Annotated in this window: 12 protein-coding genes; 2 read left to right on the top strand and 10 right to left on the bottom strand. The window is 46.7% G+C overall.

Annotated features, from left to right (window positions below; genetic code table 11):
* Window positions 1-206: 206 nt before the first annotated feature.
* The 8 genes from L6H98_RS03290 to L6H98_RS03260 form a co-directional block, all read right to left on the bottom strand.
* The gene (locus L6H98_RS03290; protein ID WP_236412814.1) at window positions 207-1,085 is read right to left on the bottom strand and encodes a type II CAAX endopeptidase family protein; all 879 of its coding nucleotides are present in this window, start codon (window positions 1,083-1,085) and stop codon (window positions 207-209) included.
* 156 nt (window positions 1,086-1,241) lie between these two features.
* A complete protein-coding gene (locus L6H98_RS03285) occupies window positions 1,242-1,886 on the bottom strand; it encodes a response regulator transcription factor (RefSeq protein ID WP_236412812.1) in 645 nt (214 codons plus the stop codon).
* Window positions 1,873-3,051: a sensor histidine kinase gene (locus tag L6H98_RS03280; RefSeq protein WP_236412810.1), complete on the bottom strand. Its 1,179-nt coding sequence runs from the start codon at window positions 3,049-3,051 to the stop codon at window positions 1,873-1,875. Before L6H98_RS03280 ends, L6H98_RS03285 begins: the two co-directional genes overlap by 14 nt.
* 573 nt (window positions 3,052-3,624) lie before the next feature.
* Entirely contained in the window at window positions 3,625-3,858 is a 234-nt protein-coding gene (locus tag L6H98_RS31345) for an AraC family transcriptional regulator (protein ID WP_356722650.1), read from the bottom strand.
* 138 nt (window positions 3,859-3,996) lie between these two features.
* Window positions 3,997-5,802: a hybrid sensor histidine kinase/response regulator transcription factor gene (locus L6H98_RS03275; RefSeq protein WP_236412969.1), complete on the bottom strand. Its 1,806-nt coding sequence runs from the start codon at window positions 5,800-5,802 to the stop codon at window positions 3,997-3,999.
* A gap of 120 nt (window positions 5,803-5,922) precedes the next feature.
* Complete coding sequence (locus tag L6H98_RS03270; protein ID WP_236412808.1) at window positions 5,923-6,510, bottom strand: sensor domain-containing protein; 588 nt, start codon at window positions 6,508-6,510, stop codon at window positions 5,923-5,925.
* Window positions 6,511-7,025: 515 nt separating this feature from the next.
* The gene (locus L6H98_RS03265) at window positions 7,026-8,366 is read right to left on the bottom strand and encodes an erythromycin esterase family protein (RefSeq protein ID WP_236412807.1); all 1,341 of its coding nucleotides are present in this window, start codon (window positions 8,364-8,366) and stop codon (window positions 7,026-7,028) included.
* A gap of 759 nt (window positions 8,367-9,125) precedes the next feature.
* Window positions 9,126-9,977, bottom strand: a complete 852-nt coding sequence (locus L6H98_RS03260; protein ID WP_236412805.1) for a helix-turn-helix transcriptional regulator — start codon at window positions 9,975-9,977, stop codon at window positions 9,126-9,128.
* A gap of 148 nt (window positions 9,978-10,125) precedes the next feature.
* On the opposite strand from L6H98_RS03260, the gene L6H98_RS03255 reads away from it, so the two are divergent.
* Window positions 10,126-10,920: an SDR family NAD(P)-dependent oxidoreductase gene (locus L6H98_RS03255; protein WP_236412803.1), complete on the top strand. Its 795-nt coding sequence runs from the start codon at window positions 10,126-10,128 to the stop codon at window positions 10,918-10,920.
* A gap of 170 nt (window positions 10,921-11,090) precedes the next feature.
* Here the strand turns inward: L6H98_RS03255 and L6H98_RS03250 are convergent, their stop codons facing one another.
* Window positions 11,091-11,942: an AraC family transcriptional regulator gene (locus tag L6H98_RS03250; protein WP_236412801.1), complete on the bottom strand. Its 852-nt coding sequence runs from the start codon at window positions 11,940-11,942 to the stop codon at window positions 11,091-11,093.
* Window positions 11,943-12,059: 117 nt separating this feature from the next.
* Between L6H98_RS03250 and L6H98_RS03245 the strand changes: the two genes are divergently transcribed.
* Window positions 12,060-13,229 carry an epoxide hydrolase family protein gene (locus L6H98_RS03245; RefSeq protein ID WP_236412800.1) on the top strand — a complete coding sequence of 390 codons (1,170 nt, stop codon included), beginning with the start codon at window positions 12,060-12,062 and terminating at the stop codon, window positions 13,227-13,229.
* Window positions 13,230-13,667: 438 nt separating this feature from the next.
* On the opposite strand, the gene L6H98_RS03240 is transcribed toward L6H98_RS03245, so the two are convergent.
* Window positions 13,668-20,951 carry a DUF5695 domain-containing protein gene (locus L6H98_RS03240; protein ID WP_236412799.1) on the bottom strand — a complete coding sequence of 2,428 codons (7,284 nt, stop codon included), beginning with the start codon at window positions 20,949-20,951 and terminating at the stop codon, window positions 13,668-13,670.
* Window positions 20,952-21,547: the final 596 nt, after the last annotated feature.

Below are 21,547 nucleotides of genomic sequence, written 5' to 3'. Positions count from 1 at the left end.
TTTAATACATCTTCATTATCACCTAAAGTCGCAGCCGGCAGCTGGCAACTTATTGGGTGGCACTTTGTTCCTGAACCTGGACCATCCTACCAAGAAAGACATCCTCTCGCAATTGCAGAGTATTTTTTATATACGGCGGGTTGGAATCCGGTCTGAAACAACAAGGGTATCATAGTGTTCAGGAACATACTATCTACTACCTCGCTTTATGTAAAATTCGTTGGCAGATTGCGATTTCGATTAGCGGTATACAGCATGGGAATGGCAATCAGCAGGCTGATGATAACCGGAACTACAGACCCCTCAAGTCCAAAATCACCTCCAGTGAGAAGATAAGGACCTTGCATTTTCACAATTAACAGACCGGCTGTAGTGTGTCCAGAAACAGGAATACCAAGCAAACCTTCAAGTGCATTCCAAGAAAAGTGCAGTCCCATGGCAAACCACAGATTCCGTCGCCACATAAATGCGGCTCCAAGCAGGACACCGGCTTCTAAGGTTATGGCGAACGCACTCCATAATGTTGCTCCTGCATTCCCAAGATGGGCGATTCCAAAGAATAGAGAAGTCACAGCGAGTGCGGCCCAATTTCCCAGCAATTTATTCATGGCTTGAAACATTAGTCCACGAAAGATAAGTTCTTCGACAATGGCTGCGCCTAAAGCGGCTTCAATAGAAGCGATTAGATTAGTAACCGTATCTGCGTTATTCGCCCATTGAAAGGAGTAACCTCCCAATGAAACAATAATAATCGTGGATAAGGCAATAAAGATAACCCCGGTTAGTGCTCCCATAACAGCTTCAAACCCTGCGCCCTTTTTTGATAACTCAGGAATGGATCGACGGGCCAAATATTTCATGGTGAGCATATAGACTATGATGGCCAGAAAGCTCATCGTTAGTGTCAAAAGAAGAGAAAGCAAGCCCGGTACTTGCTCCCCTAGCGGCCGGATGAATGCATCAACAAGAATTATGCTGATAGCCCCCGCAACCATCCAGACTATTGGAAAGCACCAAAATAATCTCCATTTGCTTAATTTCTCATCCATCTGCGAATGTTCTTTTTGTGCAGATCTTTTCTTCATGTCTTAAATCATCTCCTCTATGGCTTGATCATAGTTATGAGTATAGGGTGAAAAAGTCATAAAGTGACAGTGCTCTTTTGTCATATTAAAGTCATGTGACTATACCCCTAAGAAGCCGGCAACTATATACGTTGCCGGCTTCTTAGGTAGGTTGTCTTAGTATTTCATGATTCCCGAGTCTCTGGCTTTACGGGCTGCCTCTTGTCTTCCCTTAACATTAAGTTTTGAGTAAATCGTTGAAATGTAATTCTTAACCGTTCCTTCGCTAAGAAACAAAGCCTCTGCAATATCTCGATTGCGCATGCCAGAAGCCAGCTTTTGCAATATTTCAATTTCACGGTTACTAAGCCCGTATTCATTATTTTTAATAGCGGATCCCGTATTCATACTTTTGATCATTTTACTCGCCATCTCCTGCGAGATTAACGTCCCGCCCGCATGAACCACCCGTATACCTGCAGCCAGATCCCTGGGATGGATGGCCTTAAGAAGATAACCTTCTGCTCCATGGCTTAAAGCCGCCATGACATACTCCACTTCCTGATAGGAGGTCAGCATCATCACTTTGATGATAGGCATTCGCTCTTTGATCAGAGCTGTTGCGTCAACGCCATTCATGACTGGCATATTGATATCCATCAATACCATATCGGGCTGAAACTGATGACAGCCTTGGACTGCTTCTTCCCCATTTTTAGCTAATCCAACGATTTCTATATCATCTTCCATGGACAATACGATATATAGGCTCTCCAAAATTAATTCCTGATCATCCGCAAGTAATACTTTAATTTTCCCCATGCAGCCCCACTCCTTTTAGGGGTATCTCGCATCTGACTTCGGTGATCGTTTCATCTCCCATCTCTGATGATACGAACAGGTTGCCCCCCAACCGCTCAACGCGATGTTTCATTGAAGTCAACCCGAAGCCATATTCCAATTTGTCAATCGGTTTCCCATTATTTCGAACAACCAGGTACAGAACGAATTCAGAAAATTGAAGCTCCAAATACAGTTGAGACGCTTTTCCATGTTTTAGTGCGTTCGTAATGGACTCCTGGATGACTCGCAGAATTGCCTGTCGTACTTCAAAATGCGTGTGCTTCTCCGTTCCTAGTACATTTAACGTCAAGAGAATTCCTGTATGTTCCCGAAAATTGGCCACATAGGCCTCAACCTGCCGTACAAGATCAGACTCTTCCTCTTCTTCTCCAATCTCATGAACAATACTTCTCATTTCGTCCAGATTTTGTTCAGCCAGTGCTCTTAAGCGAATTAACCGTTCCTTGACCTCTGCAGGCTTACGGTCCATAAGGGCGATGGAAGCATCAAGACTCATAATGATTGAGATAAAGGAATGCCCCAGGGTATCATGAAGTTCCTTGGACATACGATTGCGTTCTTCAAGCAGAGTCATTTTCTCAATTTCAGCAGCGTAGTGGGTTAACAGTTTATTTTGCTGCTTTACTTCGACCACAAGTTCATTTTTCTGGTGATACGCTTTGGCCACGAAGCTGGCCCATATGCCGATGAAGCAGAATAATACATTGTCTGTCCCGCTACTAATAGCTTGTTCCCAAGGTACCTTTAAATAAGATTGGAAGATAAAAGGAATGAATAGAATAACGGGAATGACCCAGAATGTCTTCTTGGTCAATAAGTAACCCATTGTTAAACTCGGCAGCAGGTAGTCTGCTTTGGAAGTCAGTTCCGGATGAATAACCGAGTTCACATAATAAGAACCACCCAGCATTAGCTCCGCGATACAAAACCAGACCTTGTTCGTCCGCCGTTGAGGAAACCAGAATATCATTGGAACGATAAGTGCTGTCATTAGCCAAATAACATTTAACCATGTTCGGTTTGACAGGTCACTTTCTGTAAACAGCCGTGATGACAGCAAAATGTAATGGTATAAACGAAGAGCAAAAATACCCCAATCCATAAAAGATAATATCTTTCTCATATCATCATCCTACACTGTTTTTCAGTAAAAACATCAGAACCCGTGAATTTAGTGTATCACTTTTTGTTCGTTTGTTTACTATTAATTACATTCCTTAATTCTCGATTCTCCTAGAGGTGGACTCCATGACTCAATTTCTTGATGCAAGATCAAGCCAAAATGCTAGTTATGGAAGATCTATCTCAATATAAAATAGAAGACTAACTTAGTTGAGTTTTCAAAGTGCTTTGACGAGTTTGTTTGATCTAATTCAAATGAGGTCACAGTTTAAATTGAAGTGCTTCCGATTAATGAAACGGGTCTCTTTGACCATTAAACAGCATTTAGCGTTTCAGTCTCTCCAAAGAGACACAACATCACTTCTACTCAGATCTTCATCTAATTGAAATGCAAAACTGTCCTACATTATGCTGCTTATTGAGGTTTTAATTAATCGTTTTCACTTAGATATATGACTAATCGGCAATCGGACAATGTTCTTGTTCTTGGGTCGGGACAAGAACTTGTACCGATAACATGAAAAAGCCGCTAAATTAGCGACTTCAATGGGAATAGGTTCTTGTCCCTCGACATCTATGCGATCTCTGCTATTTTATTACTGCTATTCCTTAATCGTTCGGCGGCAAGATCTAATTTGCGACCGCGTACATATGACATGACGGTGAAGCCAGTCTCCGCCTCAAACACACGCAAAAAATGTGACTTAGAAAAGCCGGCTAACGCTACAAGCGACTCACACGGAATGTCTTTCTGTACATCCGTTTCAATATAATTAAGCGCGGATTGAATTCTTTGTTTATAATCCATGGATGTGCACTTTCACGGCGTTCATTGTACCATGGAAAACAATTGGTTTCTCGATGTTTTTTCTCATATCGGCGGAGAAACACGGTTAGTGCGTAATTCTGCCCGTTAGCTTATGAAAAATGGATACATAACTTGGGGTTATTCCAGAAGCCCAGCCTCCCTGGCTTTCAGCACCGCTTCCTCACGGTTGCGGACTCCCAGCTTCAAACAAGCCGATGACGCATAGTTTCGAACCGTACCATCGGATAAATACAATTTGGAAGCAATGCTTTTATATCGCAGCCCTTTGGACACGAACTGTAAAATTTCAAGTTCCCGCGGTGTTAAATCATAGGCCGAGGAGACTTTGATTGACGAATGGTCATCGACGCTTTTGTCCGCTTCCAGTTGGGCAAATAATTTGTGTGACATGCCCTGATCGATCAGCATGCCCCCGCGGTGGACGGTGCGAATCGTTTCAGCCAGCTCTAACGGCTGCATGGACTTCAATAGGTATCCATCCACCCCGCTTCGCATTGCCTCCATAGCCTGTTTGGTATCCTCGAACGTGGTGAGAATCAGAATCCGGATGTTGGGCCACGATTCTTTTATCGTACGGGATGCGGAGATTCCATCCACATTCGGCATTTCAACATCCATAAGCACCAGTTGCGGCCTAACTTGCCTGCACAGCTCGATCGCTTGCTCGCCATCCTCCGCCGTCCCGACAACCTGAAAATCCTGCTGTTCCTCCAGCAAAGTCCGCAAGCTTTCACGGATAACGGGATGGTCATCGACGACCAACAGGCGGATGACATCATCCTTAAGCTCCGTTTGTCTGGGTAGCGTGCAGGTAACGAGAGTGCCTTCTCCCCGCTCCGTATAGACGGCAACATGGCCTTGCAAAATCATTGCCCGCTCCTTCATGGCGCTGAGGCCAAAGCCCTCCCTTCCATGCTCCATCCCGCGGCCGTTATCATGAATTTCCAATCTCGTCTGCTGGGGCTCGAAATGCACGGAAACCTTAATCTCTGTCGAGTGTCCATGGCGCACGGCATTCGTCAACGACTCTTGCAGGCAGCGGTAGAGCGCTGTCTTCGCTTGCTTCATTACAGGGTATTCCTCCCCGTAGGCATGGAAAGTAACCGATACCTTGGCATGTTCCTGAAACTCCTCCGCCAGCTTCCTCAAAGACTGAAGCAGCGGGAGAGTCTCATGCGGCGATTCGATTTGATGCACGTAACCTCTGACCTCCTCCATATTTTGGCGGGCCAGGTTCAATAGAGAATCCAGACTTTCGGTTCCTGTATTCGTTGCCATCTGAGGACGCAACGTTTCCAGTCCCATAATGAGCGAAGTGTAGGAATGACCGACGGTATCATGAAGCTCTTTGGACAGCCGGCTCCGTTCTTCGGCAAGCGTAATACGCTCGATTTGGGACAGGTACTGCTCCAACACCGCATTTTGCTCGCGAATCGTTTCGCCTTGACGATGATTGAGCGCGAGTAAATGGAAGGAGAATCCGAAGATATATGCCATCCCTATGTGAACGGCCATGAGCCAGTATTCACTCTGCTCTGCAAGCTGCTTGATTATGGCGGGCAGGAGCAATATGGATACAGGTCCTGACCAGAGATAGGCCCTATGCGCGCTATGGGCAGCAATGAAAAATGCATACAGCAGGAATGCTAAGTAGGCTTGGGGAAAAAATGAAGCCAGATACAAACACAACCCGCCCGAGATCACAATTTCGGTAAACAAGTAGTATTTATAATTGAGCTGCAAGCAAAGCCATGGAACGGAAAAAGCAATCAGCTGCCATAGGACAAGGACCATAATCGGCAGCGTGAAATATTGTTGCAGACTTATTGTCGTAAACACGAGAGAAATGCTGGATATCAGGCGGATTATAAACATGAACCAGTCGTACCAGTACCATTGCTTGACTATATCGAACAAAACCATCATCCCCTAAAGACTTTCAGTGTGACATTACGTAACTATTATAAAGTAAATTGCTATAGAGTAAACTGCTATAGAGTAAACTATCCTCCGACGACCTACGAGGCGAAGCGGGGCATTCATCTACCGGTTCACATGCTTGATCATGAGACGCGTGTAGCCGCCTATCCAGCGCGCCAAGCGGTCCGCAAGCCAGTAGCTCACCATCAACAATACGACCCCTGTCGCCGATACCATCATAGCTTTGGCAAACGTGTCTACCGTCGCACCCATAATGGAAAGGCTGATAAACGGATAGAGAAACGGGACCGCAATCAATACAGGCGGCGCCACATAGAGTAAGGCCGCACTGACCAGACTTAAAATCCCTACCGGAAACTTCAACATCAGCCAGCCAATCGCGTTCCAGTTGCGTCGGTTCAGCAGCTCCTTTTTCGCTTGGAGCCAGTTGGACACTTTCGGGTTGACGGCTTTAACACAAGGCTCGGTGGTGATATCCATATAGATCTTGGTTTGTACTCGTTCGAATTGCAGGAAGACAGTTGTCGTTCGCAAAACGTTAGCCAGGAGAGGAACGCCCACGACAGTAAACGAAAGACTCAAACCTAGAATAATGGCAACCAGATAAAAGCAGAAGTAAAACAAGCCGGTGACGAAAGTAAACAGCAGGAAATAGCCGTTTTGAACATAACAGGCGACGGTTCTTGCCATCAAAGAGCTCACATCCTTTGCAAGTAGTAAACGTATCCTACTGCTCTTGATGTCAAATCTGCCAGTGTCAAAATGTCATATGACATAAAATGAACGGATTGTGAGCTACAGTCATAACCAACTGCACAGTAGAATTGTTCAAACTCAGGATGACCCCTGTGTGCCAGTGATACAGGTACAATCCGCAACTATTCTCTTACAATACTACAGGAAAAAAAGTAATTAAGCACTATGCCAAAGCAGCAGTCCATATCATGGAGCCATATACTCCAGATGTTCCTCTACAATCCGCATAATTTATATATGGCATTTAGACCAGATGGATCCCTGACGCTCATAAGCGCTCTGATGTTTTCACTAATATGTTTTGAAAAAATAAGGTACAGAAAGAACTCGGAACTCGGAATTCCAGATCCTGCAAAGAAACCTTCAAGTCTATCGGTTTTTGACAAACATGGATCGTTAAAACAAAAAAGCCGCATCTAAGCGACTTTTAAGCATACATAATTAAGATTTTATTGATTCAGTTGAGATGGCTTCACTTTCTGAATGTGAACGAGGATGTCAAATGTTTTACCTAATGATACATCAACAGTCGTTGGGATATCTGGACCTACCGTTGTTACTCCGGCAAAAATGGGATGTTGCTCGTTTAGCCAAGTTTTAGTCACTCCGCTTGCCTTACGTAAATCAACAAAGTACTGGTCGTATTTTACTTGTCCAAAGGTATAGTTGAAACTATTCGGGTCATCTAATTTTAAGATTCCATAGGGCCCGAATTGTTGGCTTGTGTTATAAACATTGTAACGTCCCTCGAAAACAGATGTTCCAATGGTTACATACCGTTTTCCATAATGTTCTGCTAAGTGCTGCCCAGCCATTTTAGGGTATACGAAAGGGAGCATATTTGTTTTCGACACGTGCCCATTATGGCCCCACACGATTGTTTTTCCTATATGTTCTTCTGTCCATTTCGCATTCTCATACATGGCAATATCGTGTTTCAAATAAAAGTCTTCCAGGTTATCAGGATATGCGGCTGTCATTGTCGTAAATTGCTCGATAATACGGGCATTTTGTTTGATCCATGCGAACTCTGGGGATTTTCCATTCAGTTTATTTTTATTTTGCTCTAATAAAGCGCTGATTTGTTTCGCATCTGAAACATACCGTGCTTTCGTTTCTTTCTTAAGACCGCCAAACGTATCTAAATCCTTGGTTACAGGAATAAGGCCTTTCATCTTTTGTTCGAAACGAGTGACAAGTTTCGGATCGTATTTCTTTACATACGCTAGGATATTGTTATAAACACTCTCGTTCACGGTTTGTATATCCATCCCGATGATCCGTATTTTGGATTTATGCTTTGGATCAGCATTATAATGGCGTATCCATTGAAGCAGATCTATGATTTCTTTTGTGTTAAATACAGGACTTAGATATTGGCTTGGGTCCCCTTTGCCCGTAAGAACATAGCGATCGAGTCCCAATGCTCTGTCCCATCCCTCTTCTAATACTAAAGCCTTAAAGCCCATTTCAGCTGTCAAATAATTAACAATGCGATGCTTCATGGTAAAAACTTCGTGAGCTCCATGCGTCGCTTCGCCTAAACCAACAATTGTAGCTGATCCGATCATATCCTTAAGCGGTTTTAAATCCTGAAGAGATGCTGTTGGATTCGTTGACTTTAGTGGCATGGCATGCTTTTCTAACCATTTAATCTGCTCGGCTTTTTGATTTGAGTTGTAGGGAGCTATAAGAGAAGCACCCACTTTCGAAGCTGCATGAATATTTCCTGTAAAACCAGCCAGTGTGATCATCGAAGCAGCAATTGCGATACCCATTTTCTTTTTCATAAAAACCTCTCCTTAAATACGTGATTTGGTTTGATGAGATATATTCTAGTTCCCAGAACTCTCTTCTGTATCCTACTGCACTCGTTGTTATGTACAACAGTGTCAAAATGTCATATGACACGCCCTTCAAAGAAGTGATCAGCCATACTGTGGGAAATCAAGCCCTTCGCTCATAACTAGGACTGCCGGAATGAATCATGAAGACGAGCCCTATCCAATCACATACTAAGGAGTGATAATCCAATCAAAAAGAGAAAACGGCATTTCTACCTGTATCTACGGGCTTTAACAACTGCCAAATGGACCTCTCTAAAAAGGCGTCTGCTGCCTCGACGAAATCATATCGGGAATTTAGCCATGTTCTTGTTCATTGTGTTTTGACTAGAACTTGATAACATAAATATAAAAAGCCGCATAATCAGCAGCTTCTATTGTTACTATGTTTTTGTGACCCGACCATTTCCCGTAGCTTTACGGGCTACCGTTCACTCCACTATCCACAGGATTTTATCTGTGGGTAATGAGCCGAACAATTTGCTATCATTACTGCGTAACCAATCACCACCTATATTTTAGCAATATATGGGTTTATAACCTGTAAAATAATTTTAAAGTTCGTAACACATCCTGCCTGTTAGCTTGATTAAATTGTATAAAAATCCAATCATATACTTATCTAATCGGTAATCGGCTCATGTTCTTGTCCCTCGACATTATAAAACTCCCACATCGAAAGTCCCCGCGTTTAGGATAATGATGTTATCCCTTACTTTCTTTTGCAGGTGATCCCTTTGCCAAATATTTTTCCAGCTTTGATCTTGTTGCTGGTAGAGGCATGTAAATCATCACTCTCATATCAGGATCATTGGGGATTTGAAGGGTAATATGATCAAACTCCAGGTGCCCCATGTAGGGATGCTCCACCTCTTTAAATCCTTCAAGAGAGCCGGGAGTTTCATGCTGCAGCCATAGCCGGTCAAATTCCGGATTTATTCGTTTAAGATCTTCTATTAATTCGGCAAACGACGAATCTTCAACATATCGGGCTGATGCCGTGTGGAATTCAGCAATCATTCCCGTAGCCTTTTGATCGAAATTTTTAAAGCGCTCTTTCCATGCCGGGTCCGTGAAAAACCGCCAGATTAAATTGAATTCATGAGGCGGTGCTGCCGAGGAAATAGAGAAAACTTCATTTGCAGCATCATTCCAGGCCACAAAATCCCAGCGTCTCCCCAGAATATATGCAGGATTCGGAGTAAGGTCATCCAGCATCCTTTGAAATGCTGACCCGATACTTTCTTTATGAGGAGACAAGTATGGAGGAAGTGATTCTCCTGCAAGAAAAAAAAGATGGCGTCGTTCATTGGGATTAAGCTTTAGAGCCGCAGCTAGGCTTTCCAACACTTGTACTGACGGACGGATATCACGTCCCTGCTCCAGCCACATATACCAGGATGTGCCGATATTCGACAGCTGTGCGACCTCTTCCCTGCGTAATCCGGCTGTCCGGCGGCGCGACCCAGTCGGCAAACCCACATCCTCTGGGGAAAGACTTGACCTCTGTTTACGCAAAAAATCACCGAGAGCCGAACGGCGCTCGCGATCGTTCATCTCAATCCCTCCTAACCTATTACTCGGAAACCTATGATTAAGCAACCTCTCGTTAAAAGTGTATTAGAAAACTATACTCAATCATAGAAATCGCTTCAATTCAATTTGAAACATTTCAAACCATTACCGACTTTAAAGGAGACAGGCCATGCAATCAATAACACAGCACAAAAATTACAACTCTCAGGGAATGCTTATCAATAAAGTAGCTCTGGTTACAGGGGCCAGCCGCGGCATCGGAGCTGCGGCAGCCAAACTCTTCGCCGAAGAAGGAGCGGCGGTTACTCTCGTCGCAAGAACAGAAGCAGCTCTACGCTCTGGAGTTGAGGAAATTATCGCGAAAGGCGGTAAGGCCGATTACATTGTAGCCGATCTAGCCGATTCCGCCAGCATCGAACGGGCGGTTCAAACGACCGTTGAGCGTCACGGTCGCCTGGATATAGCATTCAATAATGCTGGAATCGGGGCTCCCCTTTCGCCCTTAACAGAGGTCTCAGAAGAGGATTTCGACCTTCTTCAAGCTGTAAATTATAAAGGAATCTGGGTGGCAATGAAAGCGGAAATCAAGGCAATGATCGATACTGCAGGTACCGGTGCCATTGTCAATAACAGCAGCGTCGGCAGCTTCAGAGGTAATCCGGGGTTGTCTGTCTACGGAGCCGCCAAACGGGCTGTTAATAGTCTGACCGAGACGGCTGCCATTGAATACGGACCTTCAGGTATCCGCGTAAACGCTGTTGCACCTGGCACCACCATGACCGAGATGATCGAGGGGTTAGTTGCACAAGTTCCAGATATAATCGAAAAAAGCAACTCTGTGACGCCTCTTAGGCGTCCTGCCGATCCTCATGAGATCGCACAAGCGGCTGCCTGGTTATTGAGCGATCGCGCCTCTTACGTAACAGGCGTAGTTCTGCCGGTGGACGGTGGAACAAGAGCGTAATCCCATAAGGAAGGAGTATCCCAAAGGGTCCATTGACCTGGGATGCTTCTTCCGTATGTTATCACACGCTCCGAGAATGAATCCTTCCCACAAAAGATGACGGCTGTTACTTATCCCTGAATTCTTGCATCTTCCTAAGCTTTGGGCACCGGGATCCTAAGGGCATTCGTCTATAAATCTCCTGCCAGCTTGCGGGAGGTCAGCCGGTAGGTGGTCGGAGACATCCCCAGCTTGGCCGTAAACTGTTTGATGAAATAAGTATCATACTCAAACCCCGTGGCACGGGCAATTTCAATCAGGCTCATATCGGTATGGGTCAGAAGGTCACGCGAAACCTTTAACCGATAGGCAATCAGGTAACCCATCGCCGTATTTCCGCACCTTTCCTGAAACCGTTTATTCAGCGATACACGGTTCAAATGGGCGCAATCCGTTAGTTCCTGCAAGGCAATCTTTCGCGAGTAATGCGTATGGATGTAATCCAGCACGGCATCGACGGGCGAGTGCTCCCTCTGCTGATTCAATTCCTCGAGCAGGCCTAAAATCTGGATCAGGTATCTTTTGATCCTGCACACCCAAAGGGAGTCGCTTTGCGCTTGAACCTCCGTGCCCAGCACAAAAAACCATTCAAATAGCAGCGGATAAGCCGTTTCGGTTATACGGGGTGCACCATAACAACCCTGCTCTCGTTGAAATAGGGAAAGGCCTGTATGAATCCTTGGCACTGCCGGAAACGACTTTGTTTCAGAAAGAACAGTCGAGTTCAAAAAGTCCAGATGAAAGCTGAAGGATTGGGCAGCAATGCTGCATTTTTCCGTTATCTCCACCTTATCCCCGTCTGCCAGACAAAGAATTCCGGGGGCGCTTATCGATACAGGTCGCTCGTTGAGAGTACCTTGAAGGCTTCCGGACGTAATAAAAATCAGCGTAAGCCGCTCAGGATAAGGCAGTGCCGTAAAACTCTCCACCGGAGCAAATTCTATGTTCACGGTCCGGTTTTTGTATCGGTCTATTTGAGGCATCTTGGTCATCCACCTATCAAATCGTATAGTTAAATGCTTCATTTATAACAGTGTATCATGCCGGCACGAAGGATATAATGGCGTTGTGAATCCACAGGAAAAAGGAGGAGCAGCGTTATGGCTGTTGAACGATTTCACATTCATGTCTCTGATGAAGTCCTTGATGACCTGCAAGACAGGCTGCACCGTGTCCGCTATCCGGATCAGCTGGAAAACGCCAATTCCCATTGGGAACGGGGGACGAATCTGCAGGCTTTAAAATCGCTCATCTCGTATTGGAAGGACCATTATGACTGGCGCGCCCAGGAATCGGTCCTTAACCGGCTGTCCCAGTACCGCTGTCAAATCGACGGAATCGATGTACATTTCGTCCATGAACGCGGGAAAGGTTCCGAACCTTTGCCTTTAATTCTCACCCACGGGTGGCCGGACAGCTATCTGCGTTATCAAAAAATCATCCCACTGCTGACCGATCCGGCCAGCTATGGAGGAGACCCTGCGGATGCTTTTGATGTCATCGTCCCTTCGTTACCTGGCTTCGGTTTCTCCGGCCGTCCCGCGCATGCCGGCGTAAACAATTTTCGAGTCGCCGAAATGTGGGCTAAACTCATGACGGAGGAATTAGGTTATGATCGGTTTGGTGCCGCCGGCGGCGATATCGGCTCCGGCGTAACCCGCTACCTGGCTTCCAGCCACCCCGGACAGTTAGTTGGCATACACCTGACGGATATCGGCATCATCCGGGATCTTATGGCTGCGCCGGAGCCGGACAAACTTTCCGAAGAAGAGCGCCAATACAGAAAAAACGCCGCAGAATGGATAGCCAAAGAAGGCGGTTATATGACGCTGCAATCGACACGTCCGCAGACGCTCGCATACGGCCTTTCCGATTCTCCGGCAGGTTTAGCGGCCTGGCTCATGGAGAAATTCCGGGCCTGGAGCGATTGCGGCGGCGACCTCCTGAGCACGTTTAGTTCGGATGAACTGATTACCCATATTATGATTTATTGGGTTACCAACACGGCAGGCTCATCAGCCCGGATGTATTATGAAAATGCAAATACATTGCCGCCGCTGGCCCGTATAGAAGTCCCGACGGGGCTGGCCTTGTTCCCGGCAGATATTATGCTGCCTCCCAAGGCTTGGGCTTCCCGCAGCCTGAATATTACTCGCTGGACTCCGATGCCCCGGGGAGGCCATTTTACCGCCTTGGAAGAACCCGAGGCGTTGGCCGAGGATATCCGCGCCTTTTTCCGGCCGCTTAGGAACAAGAAAATTCGTCCGTGACAAAATATTGTTAGATACCGAAACACGGTAATGATCCGCTTTCCCGCGCCGTCTGTCTGCAACATATGCATCTAAACGCCAAATCCCCTCTGAAAGTAAAGTCATCCGGGATGGATGGTGAGCATCAGCCCGTTAGCTTAAATGATATCTCGGTAAAATTAGTTTTTTGACTGATCAATGGTACAATGTACACTTATCCTCAGCTCAAAAAAGTTATAAACCGTCTATTTAGCTAGATTTTATGGTAATTCGCTTTTGGCATGAGGTATGATTTTTCAAATTGCTAATGTTTAGATAAACATTAAATCAGAAATGCCACATTATTCTTGTCCCTCGACACCCGTTTATCATGTTAATGACGGATTAATAATGTAATCTTCTCCTAATTTAAGACGACCTTGGTCCTGCACAAAACAGGATCAAGGTCGGTTTCTTTGATTATAGCTGCAAGAAAATCTTATACAGAACCTGAGCTGCTTCTGCTCTGGTTGTCGTTCCGTCAGGACTCAAGATGACATTGCTTCGCCCGTTTATGAAACCCATTTTGACCATTGCATCCATGTCATCAATTGCGTACTTTGCTACATTTGCCGCATCTGTAAATCTATTGAGATCCTCAGCTGTACGGGTCTGCTCGGTTTTGCCCACTGCCCGCAAAGCCCGCATGGTCAGCACAGCCAAATCTTGTCTAGCAATGTCCGTTTCCGAATAGAAGCTGCCGTTCGAGCCCAGGGCGATCCCGAGTGCTTTCGCGATTCCGATTTCCTCATAGTAGAGGTCTGTTCGCTTTATATCACTGAAGGTGGTGTTGAACTCTGCTTTGAGATCCAGTGTCCTTACCAACCAAGCTAGATACTCACCTCTTGTGACCTTTTGTCCGGGACTAAAACTTGTTGCTGATGTCCCCTCGATGAATCCTTTGGACGCCATGGTTTCAACCGCTGGTGCGTACCACGAATCCTTGATGACATCATTGAAGAACTTCTTCGTATAAACAACTGCATATTCACCTGTGTTTGCCGCTGGAAAAACCATGGCTTGTAGAGCACTGTCGTATTTGCCATTCAGCAGCTGAACAATCGTACTGTTTGCAGCCAAGTACGAAACTGTAAGGTATTTGGAATTGGCCAATTCTTCAACATCAGGAGCATAAAGCACTCTGATTTCAGCCGGTGCATTCAGGGCTACCGTTTCTACTCCATCTAATTGGACAGCGAATGCAATAACAGGTCTGCTGGCTGTCACTGATTTTACATCTGAATGAAGCTTTACAGTATCTAGCCGACTTAGTGACAGTTCTACACTCTTGGCACCTGATGTATACTTCAGCATATTAGAAGGTACGGTAACGGTTCCAAATTCCGTGTTAATCTCGATCTTGATGTTGGCATGCTCTGCGGTTAGTGCAGCGGCAGGAAGCTCAACCGCATAGGAATTGGCTCCCTCTGCTTTCGGAATGTCCACCATGATTGTTTTAATACTACTGCTATTCGCCTTTACATGCTCCAGAGCCTTATTAAGGTCTTCCTGCCGGATGGGTGCTCCTTTAGCTTTACCGGTTTTGGTATCCGTCTTTGGTGCCACAATCTTAATCAAATTCCCTTCGACTCTTATGCTATCAGGAGTCGGTGAAGGTGCGATGACTGACACAGGTGCATCCGTTGACGGCAGTGTTTCCGTAGGCTTCGGATTGATGACTGGATTGCTGATAACGACAGTAAGGGATTGGCTCGCATAATGAGTTGCCGTTTCTTTATATCTTACTTCGTAGACTCCATTACCAAGACCTGTAACCTCTGTGCCTGTGATCGCATTCCAGCTGCCAGCGTCTCCACCCACTTGCCGGTATTCCATTCCAGGACTTACACCAGTGATCTTGCCGTCCTTGGCCCCAGATGCACTGACATTTACAGTCTTGACCTCTGCATTGGACGGGGGATTTTGCTCCTGCTTGGTTCCGTCAGGCACAACGATCAGGATCGCAGGACTTGGATTGCTCAAATCCGTTCCGGCGTACCGGAGCTCGTAGCTGCCAGCCTCCAGTCCTTCAATGCTGGTTCCACTAACCGGCATGTAACCACCTTGATCCGTCCTCCGGTACTCCATATCAACAGTCACATTTTCAATTCTGCCATCATTTCCGCCTGCCGCTGTAGGCGGTGTAATGACGAGTCCTTCTGCTGTTGGTGCCTCTCTGTCTGCCTTGGCTTCATTGCGAATGTCCACGGTTACCGGCGGGCTTGCCTTTAGGATGTCTGTGGCTGCATACCGGATCTGATAACTGCCGGGCTCCAGATCGCTAATACTCGAACCTGTAACAGGCGTGTAGTCCTCTTCGCCCAGCTTCCGGTATTCCATCGTATCATCCAAACCCTCAATTATGCCTTTTATACCGGTATCCGAATTGGCGTGTGAGATCACCCACCCACTCGCATCGGGTGCAGCCTGCTCCTGTGTCTGCCCTTCCGGTATAACGACTTCCTTATCCGGGCTGGCACTCAGCGAACCAGTCTTCATATACCGGACATAATATTTACCGGCGGTGAGACCTGTGACCTCAATTCCTGCAATTGCTGTATATTCTTCTTCGCCTTCCTTCTTATACTCCATTTCTGTTGTCACACCGATCAATTTGCCGTCATCTCCATGGAGAACGGACGGGGCCACCCCGACCGGTGTTACTGGAGCCTCACGATCAGGACTGGATCCGGCCTGGAGAACTTCCCATTCCCATAGGCCAACACCGTTATCGCCTGCCTGTGATTGCTTGGTCAGGGTTACCCGCAGTGCCTTTACATTCATCACCGGATCAAACGTGTACGGATTGGAGGATTCCGCCGGAGTATGTTCAACCACTTTGATTCCCTCCGTAACCGTTCCCGCTGTTACCCATTCATCAGTTGCGCTATCCGCCGGGATATAGGAATATACAATTTGGGTAGGCGGCTTGATTCCGCCGGCATCTGACCACAGCACCAGATTCGAACTCCGGATAGATGCACCCTGCGGCCATTCATATTGCACCCACTCCTCTGCGTCTTCATGACCCCAGGTTCCCCAATGTGAAATGTTGTTGCCATCTTTCTTTCCGTCGTTTACTGCAGCCAGACTCTCCCAAGGAGAGGTATAGCTGGAAGAAGCATTTGCGAGGAAGGCCATATTGCCGTCTCTCGGACTGAGCAGACGCAAATCCATCAGCAGCTTCTCAAGCGCCAGGGTAACTTCTTCGTCTGTGGCATTCATATTCTTGATCACAGCAGATGCTTCTGTCTTCGCCGCTTCGATTGGCGCAAGGCCAGGATCTGCAAGGTTCGAAGCATTTAATGTATTTACATAGTTATAGACCTTGATCAGTTCTGTCTTATCTACCGCTCCGGTATAGCCGTATACCTTCCATTCCAGAATACCGCTGCCATTAACGGAAGGCTTCATGTCCATACGAACACCTGTAATATAGGCGGGCTCAAAGGTAGTCGTATTGTATTTATTAAGTTCATTGCCCAATCCCTTTATGTCCCGCGGGGTGTACCATTTTCCATCTTCGCCGCGAAGCATAAGCTGCATATCCTTCGGACGGAAGTTCCCGCCGCCGTCCTGGAAGACATATACATCCATAGAAGAGGCCAGGAATGGCTGATCCCATTCATACGTCACCCATGCCGGATCTCCTTCTCTACCCCAGTTATGCCATGCACTGTTGGGGGCACCTCGGTTCGGAGAGAAATCTGCCGAGCTTTTAGGTTCAATGCCGTTATTCATCGCTTCCGGATAACCGTCGCCACCAGAGAAGCTGGCGGAAGCCTTGGCTGTCAGCGCCGCATTTTGCAGCTCAGTATTCACGACATGGACGGTAGCCCGAACCTCCAAAGCACTGCCAACAACGTTTCCTTTGGCTTCGAATTGGCCTGCACTAGCATAGAAGCTTGGATCAATAGCATCCCAAGTGATTTCCTGCTCCAGATACCCGTCCTCTGACAAAATATGGATTTGTCCAGGAAGTTCTGGTTCAATATCTTTCTTGGTGACAACGCTGAGTGCCCGGTAAACGTCAACGGTATCTTCTTTGATCTCTATCGTTACATCCTTGCTGGCCTTCTTGTCTCCGTCTGCCGCACTGAAGGTAAACGTGTAGGTACCTGCCTTGCTTACACGTGCATAGGCCGCTGTTTTGTCACCATCCACAAAGGAAATGTCCGCTGAACCTTCGGGCTTTTGCTTAATGGCCCATGAGTACTTCAACTGGGGTTCTTCTTCCTCGCTATGCACAGGATCGGGAATGGCCTCCCCGGACAATACCACGATACTGTTATTGCCAACATCCTGAACCGCAGACACTTGGCCAATTGCTGGAGGTTGTTTCTCCGGCGGTGAGGCCAGCTCGAAGTTTACTTGGTTAGAGCCCGTCAGTTGTCCATCACTTGCGCTAAGCATAACCGTATAAGAGCCTTCTTTGGTACCCGTAGCCTGTGTAATGCTTGCTTTCGGATGAGTAAAGGTGAGCTTGCCGCCATCCGGGGCGCTGACCACTTCCCATTGGTAAGACAGAGTCCCTTCAGGCGCGCCATCATCGGTTACAATCCCATTCAGCATAAATGGAATCAACGCCTGTGGATGTTGTGTCGCCAGCTCTGCAGTAATTTGCGGAGCTTCATTTTCACCGCCAGCTGACTTTTCAATGATCAATTCAGCACGCTGCACGCTACCCATCTGAAACATGGCAACGCCTTCATTGTTCTGAACATAGAACTGTCCGGCAGCTGCACCATTCAGCTTCATGGTATAGTATCCGTTCTCCATCCCCACTCCATCGAACAAAATCCGTGAAGTATGCTCTTTCCCTGATGGATTCAGGAGCTGAAGTGTAAAACCGTTACCATCTTTTTGAATTTGCGCGCTTTCTATTTTATCGCTTTCCAGCTCCAAATAGATTTTCTCATCAATCAGATTGATCCGCTTGCCGAAGCCGTCTTTCGGCGTAATGTTGTAGCTGTCTCCTTCGTCACTCACCAGCGCTCCATAACCGAACAGCCCGAATATCGGATCTGTAACAATATCGGAGCTGATGCTGAGAAGGGAACCATAGAGGCCTTCTTCCGATTCGCCTGAAAAATCGTTCCAGCCGTTACTCATGACGCGTGAGCCACCATCGTATACGTCCTTCGTGCCTGTGCCTCCTTTATACATCGAATATCTCCAAGAGGTGCTGCCAACGGAATTAGCCGAAATCTGTCCCATATTGACGGCGTTAAAGTTCGAAATCTTCGCGGCATAATTGCGCTGCTGTGCAATTGCCTTCTGCTCCACCGATCTGCCATCATTCTCATACCTAAGCCAGTCATCCATAATGTATCCAGCTAAAGACGCAGTATATTGAAAATTCCACCAGCCTTCACCGCCGCGGAATACGGGCACGGAATAATGGAACCAGGTAGGCTGAATCCCGCGCATGGCACGTGTTTTCCAATCGGCCATTTCCATACTTTTCTCAGCTGCACCTGTAAGAGAGTCTGCTGGATAGTACGTGCGCAGAGCCTTCGCTGCGGCATAAGCCCCTTCTTCGCCAGTATTGTCATATTCAAATTCCGATCCGTAAGGATAAGTGGCTCTAGTCATATTCCGTCCCTTGTCGAGGGCGAACTTCTTCTGCAGATTGGCTGACTCGGTCTGCATCCCCTCTTCCTTCAGTGCTTCAATCATATCCGGGATTTGCTGCTCGCCATAGAATCCGATGGCCCCGGTGGAAACGCGCTTATAGTAGATGTTATAAGCTTTCTCCAGATAAAACTGAGGCGATTCCCGGTACTCGATCAGATTAGGATAAGCCTTCTGAATCCGGTACATGTTGAAAAATCCGGTAGCTTCCATGATTTCGGAGAACGTACGTGTATAAGGCTTATCCTTGTCGGTGTACGCTCCAGAATCTTTCAGCCAGTTCGCAACGATATAGCTATCCTGAGTATTCTTCATGTATCGTTCCCACATGAAGTCGATCAGGTATGTCTCGATAGATCGAATTTCATCGGGGTTGGGAGCCAGATAGTTCTTCATCGTCATGAAATTAATGTTGTCATGGCTCCAGTCATCTCCCCAGTGGTTTGTGTTGAGATCCATGCCGCTTGAAAGATACCAGTCGAAATAGTTCCCGTAAGTTGGACTTTCCGGGTTGTTATCCTGTGTTTGCTCAACCATGAATTCGGAGTGCGCATCCGAGATTGTATCCAGCTCGGCCAGAACATTGAACTCAAATTGAGTGAATTTATCTACCCATTCGTTGCCGTCCTTCAGCTTATATTCGATACGCACGCTGTTGTTGCCGATCGAATCAAACTGAAGTGAATAGATATGATGCTGTTCACCATTTACGATCTTGGTCTCCACAAACTCAACCGACTCGTTGTAACCGGGGTTTCCGTCAGGCAGTCCACGTCCGGCCCGCGAGTTGTCAACCATTTCCTTTCTGCTCTTCCCAGGTTTGATATCCGGAATATGCGCTTCGTCAAACGGATCATTCTCTGCCACATTTTGAATATCGATGGATTGTACATCAACGATACTGTCGTCATAGTGCAGGTCCAGCTTGACAGGCATATTGATGGCTGTCTGGAAGCCCGGCACCGCTACGGCATCAATCATGCCTGATTTATACAGGATGGACCGGAGATTGGCTTCACGGTCTTCCATTGAAGTCGAACTGTTATTAGGGCTTTGGGCGCTCTCCTGCGGCGTATTGTCGCCTCCACGGACTGCTGAAAATTTGAACTTATACGTCTTGGACTCATCCGGGCCTAGGACGAGGCTGGAAGCATCCGTAAAGTATCCGCGTCCCGTTTTCTGGATTTCTTTGGAGTGGATATAGAGCACGTTCAGCCCCGGATACCAGCCGCCACTGTCTCCTGTCCAGTTCTTAAAGGTGTCTGCAGCACGCCGCTCTCCTGCCTCATGCATCCAATAATCCACATACTCGATTCGAGCGCCGCTCTCCGGCACCGGAGTGAAGAGCATGAAGTTTCCCTCACCACTGGTGCGGATGGCATAAGAATATCCACTGTCAGCACCTGCGAAATTATGCACCGTCACACGGTCATCATAGGTATCGGATAAGGTCTGGTATTTGTTGTTCCAAGGCATGGGCAAGCCGATATCCCCGAATTCGATATACTGATTGCTCTTGTTCTTCAGCGTAATCTCCCAAAGCATTGAACCGTCATCGGTCTCCATATCAAAAACGGATTTCACATCGAAGCCCTTCATTACCCGCTGGTCTGTAGAGTCCAGATTCTGTCCAATAAAGTTGATTTCTACCTTCTTGCCGTCTGCTGATGCTGTCTTGTTGATGTAGGGGTTATCCGGATTAATCGTTGAATATTGTGTAGATCCCCCGGCAGCCAATGTTTTATTGGTATCCACTTCTACAAAGCCGTCCCTGTTGTCAGGGAATTGTTCATTGGCACCCGTACGGTAGGAGAAGATCATTTCCCCCATCCATTGGTGCTGGGTACCATTCTGCGGCGATGTAGTGTTAGGCAGAACGAAATTGATCGGCTCCCCCTGTTTATTCGTAGGATTGTTGTTGATATAGAGCTCTTCAATCTGGCCTAAGTCGCCGACTTTGGCCGACAGGCTGGCATTGGAGATAGCGGTCTTGACTGCAGCAGCCGCAGCCTCAGGCAAAGCACTAACCTGTAGCGGCAGACTTGGAATAGCCAGGAGCAGCGCGATCATAAGCGGCTTCCACTTCTTCGAAATCATTGTCATTATAACCTCCTGTATACATGTGATCATATCCATTAGGGGTTTAATTCTCTTAAAACCGGTAAGTATAGTTTCTTACACGAAATACCTTTGACCGATCAATCGAAAAATGACGTTCATGCTTTCGTCTAAAGTAGAATCTCTAAGTCGTTTGTTAAGATATCGAATCCTATAACCGTTATTCCACATACGTGGAACTTACATCGTTTAGCACCCCTTCAGATGATGATAGAATGCCCCACCTTCTCGTTCGACGCAGAGGCAATAAAAACAAGACAGAAGCTTGCGACATCCATTTCGTCAATAGAGGGATTTCTTTTAACCTTTCACCCCGCCAACCGTGAGACCTGAGATAAAGCAGCGCTGAAAGGCACCCACATGGTAATCGATACCACTGCAGCCACTCAGAGCCATCACTACAACAAGAAGACATACCCCTAACCATACCTGCATTTTCTTCATGTGCAATCCCCTTCCCAAGGTTGTAATCCTGAATCCGTTTAAGGCTAGAAACTGAATTTCGTAAGCGCTTTATTTTCTATGTTACTTTCTGTATCCTAAAAAAT

It is taken from the genome of Paenibacillus sp. JJ-223 (assembly GCF_927798175.1).
In the GTDB taxonomy this organism is placed as follows: Bacteria; Bacillota; Bacilli; order Paenibacillales; family Paenibacillaceae; genus Paenibacillus; species Paenibacillus hubeiensis.
The sequence above is the reverse complement of the archived record's forward strand: the minus strand, read 5'-3'. Positions and strand labels throughout refer to the sequence as shown.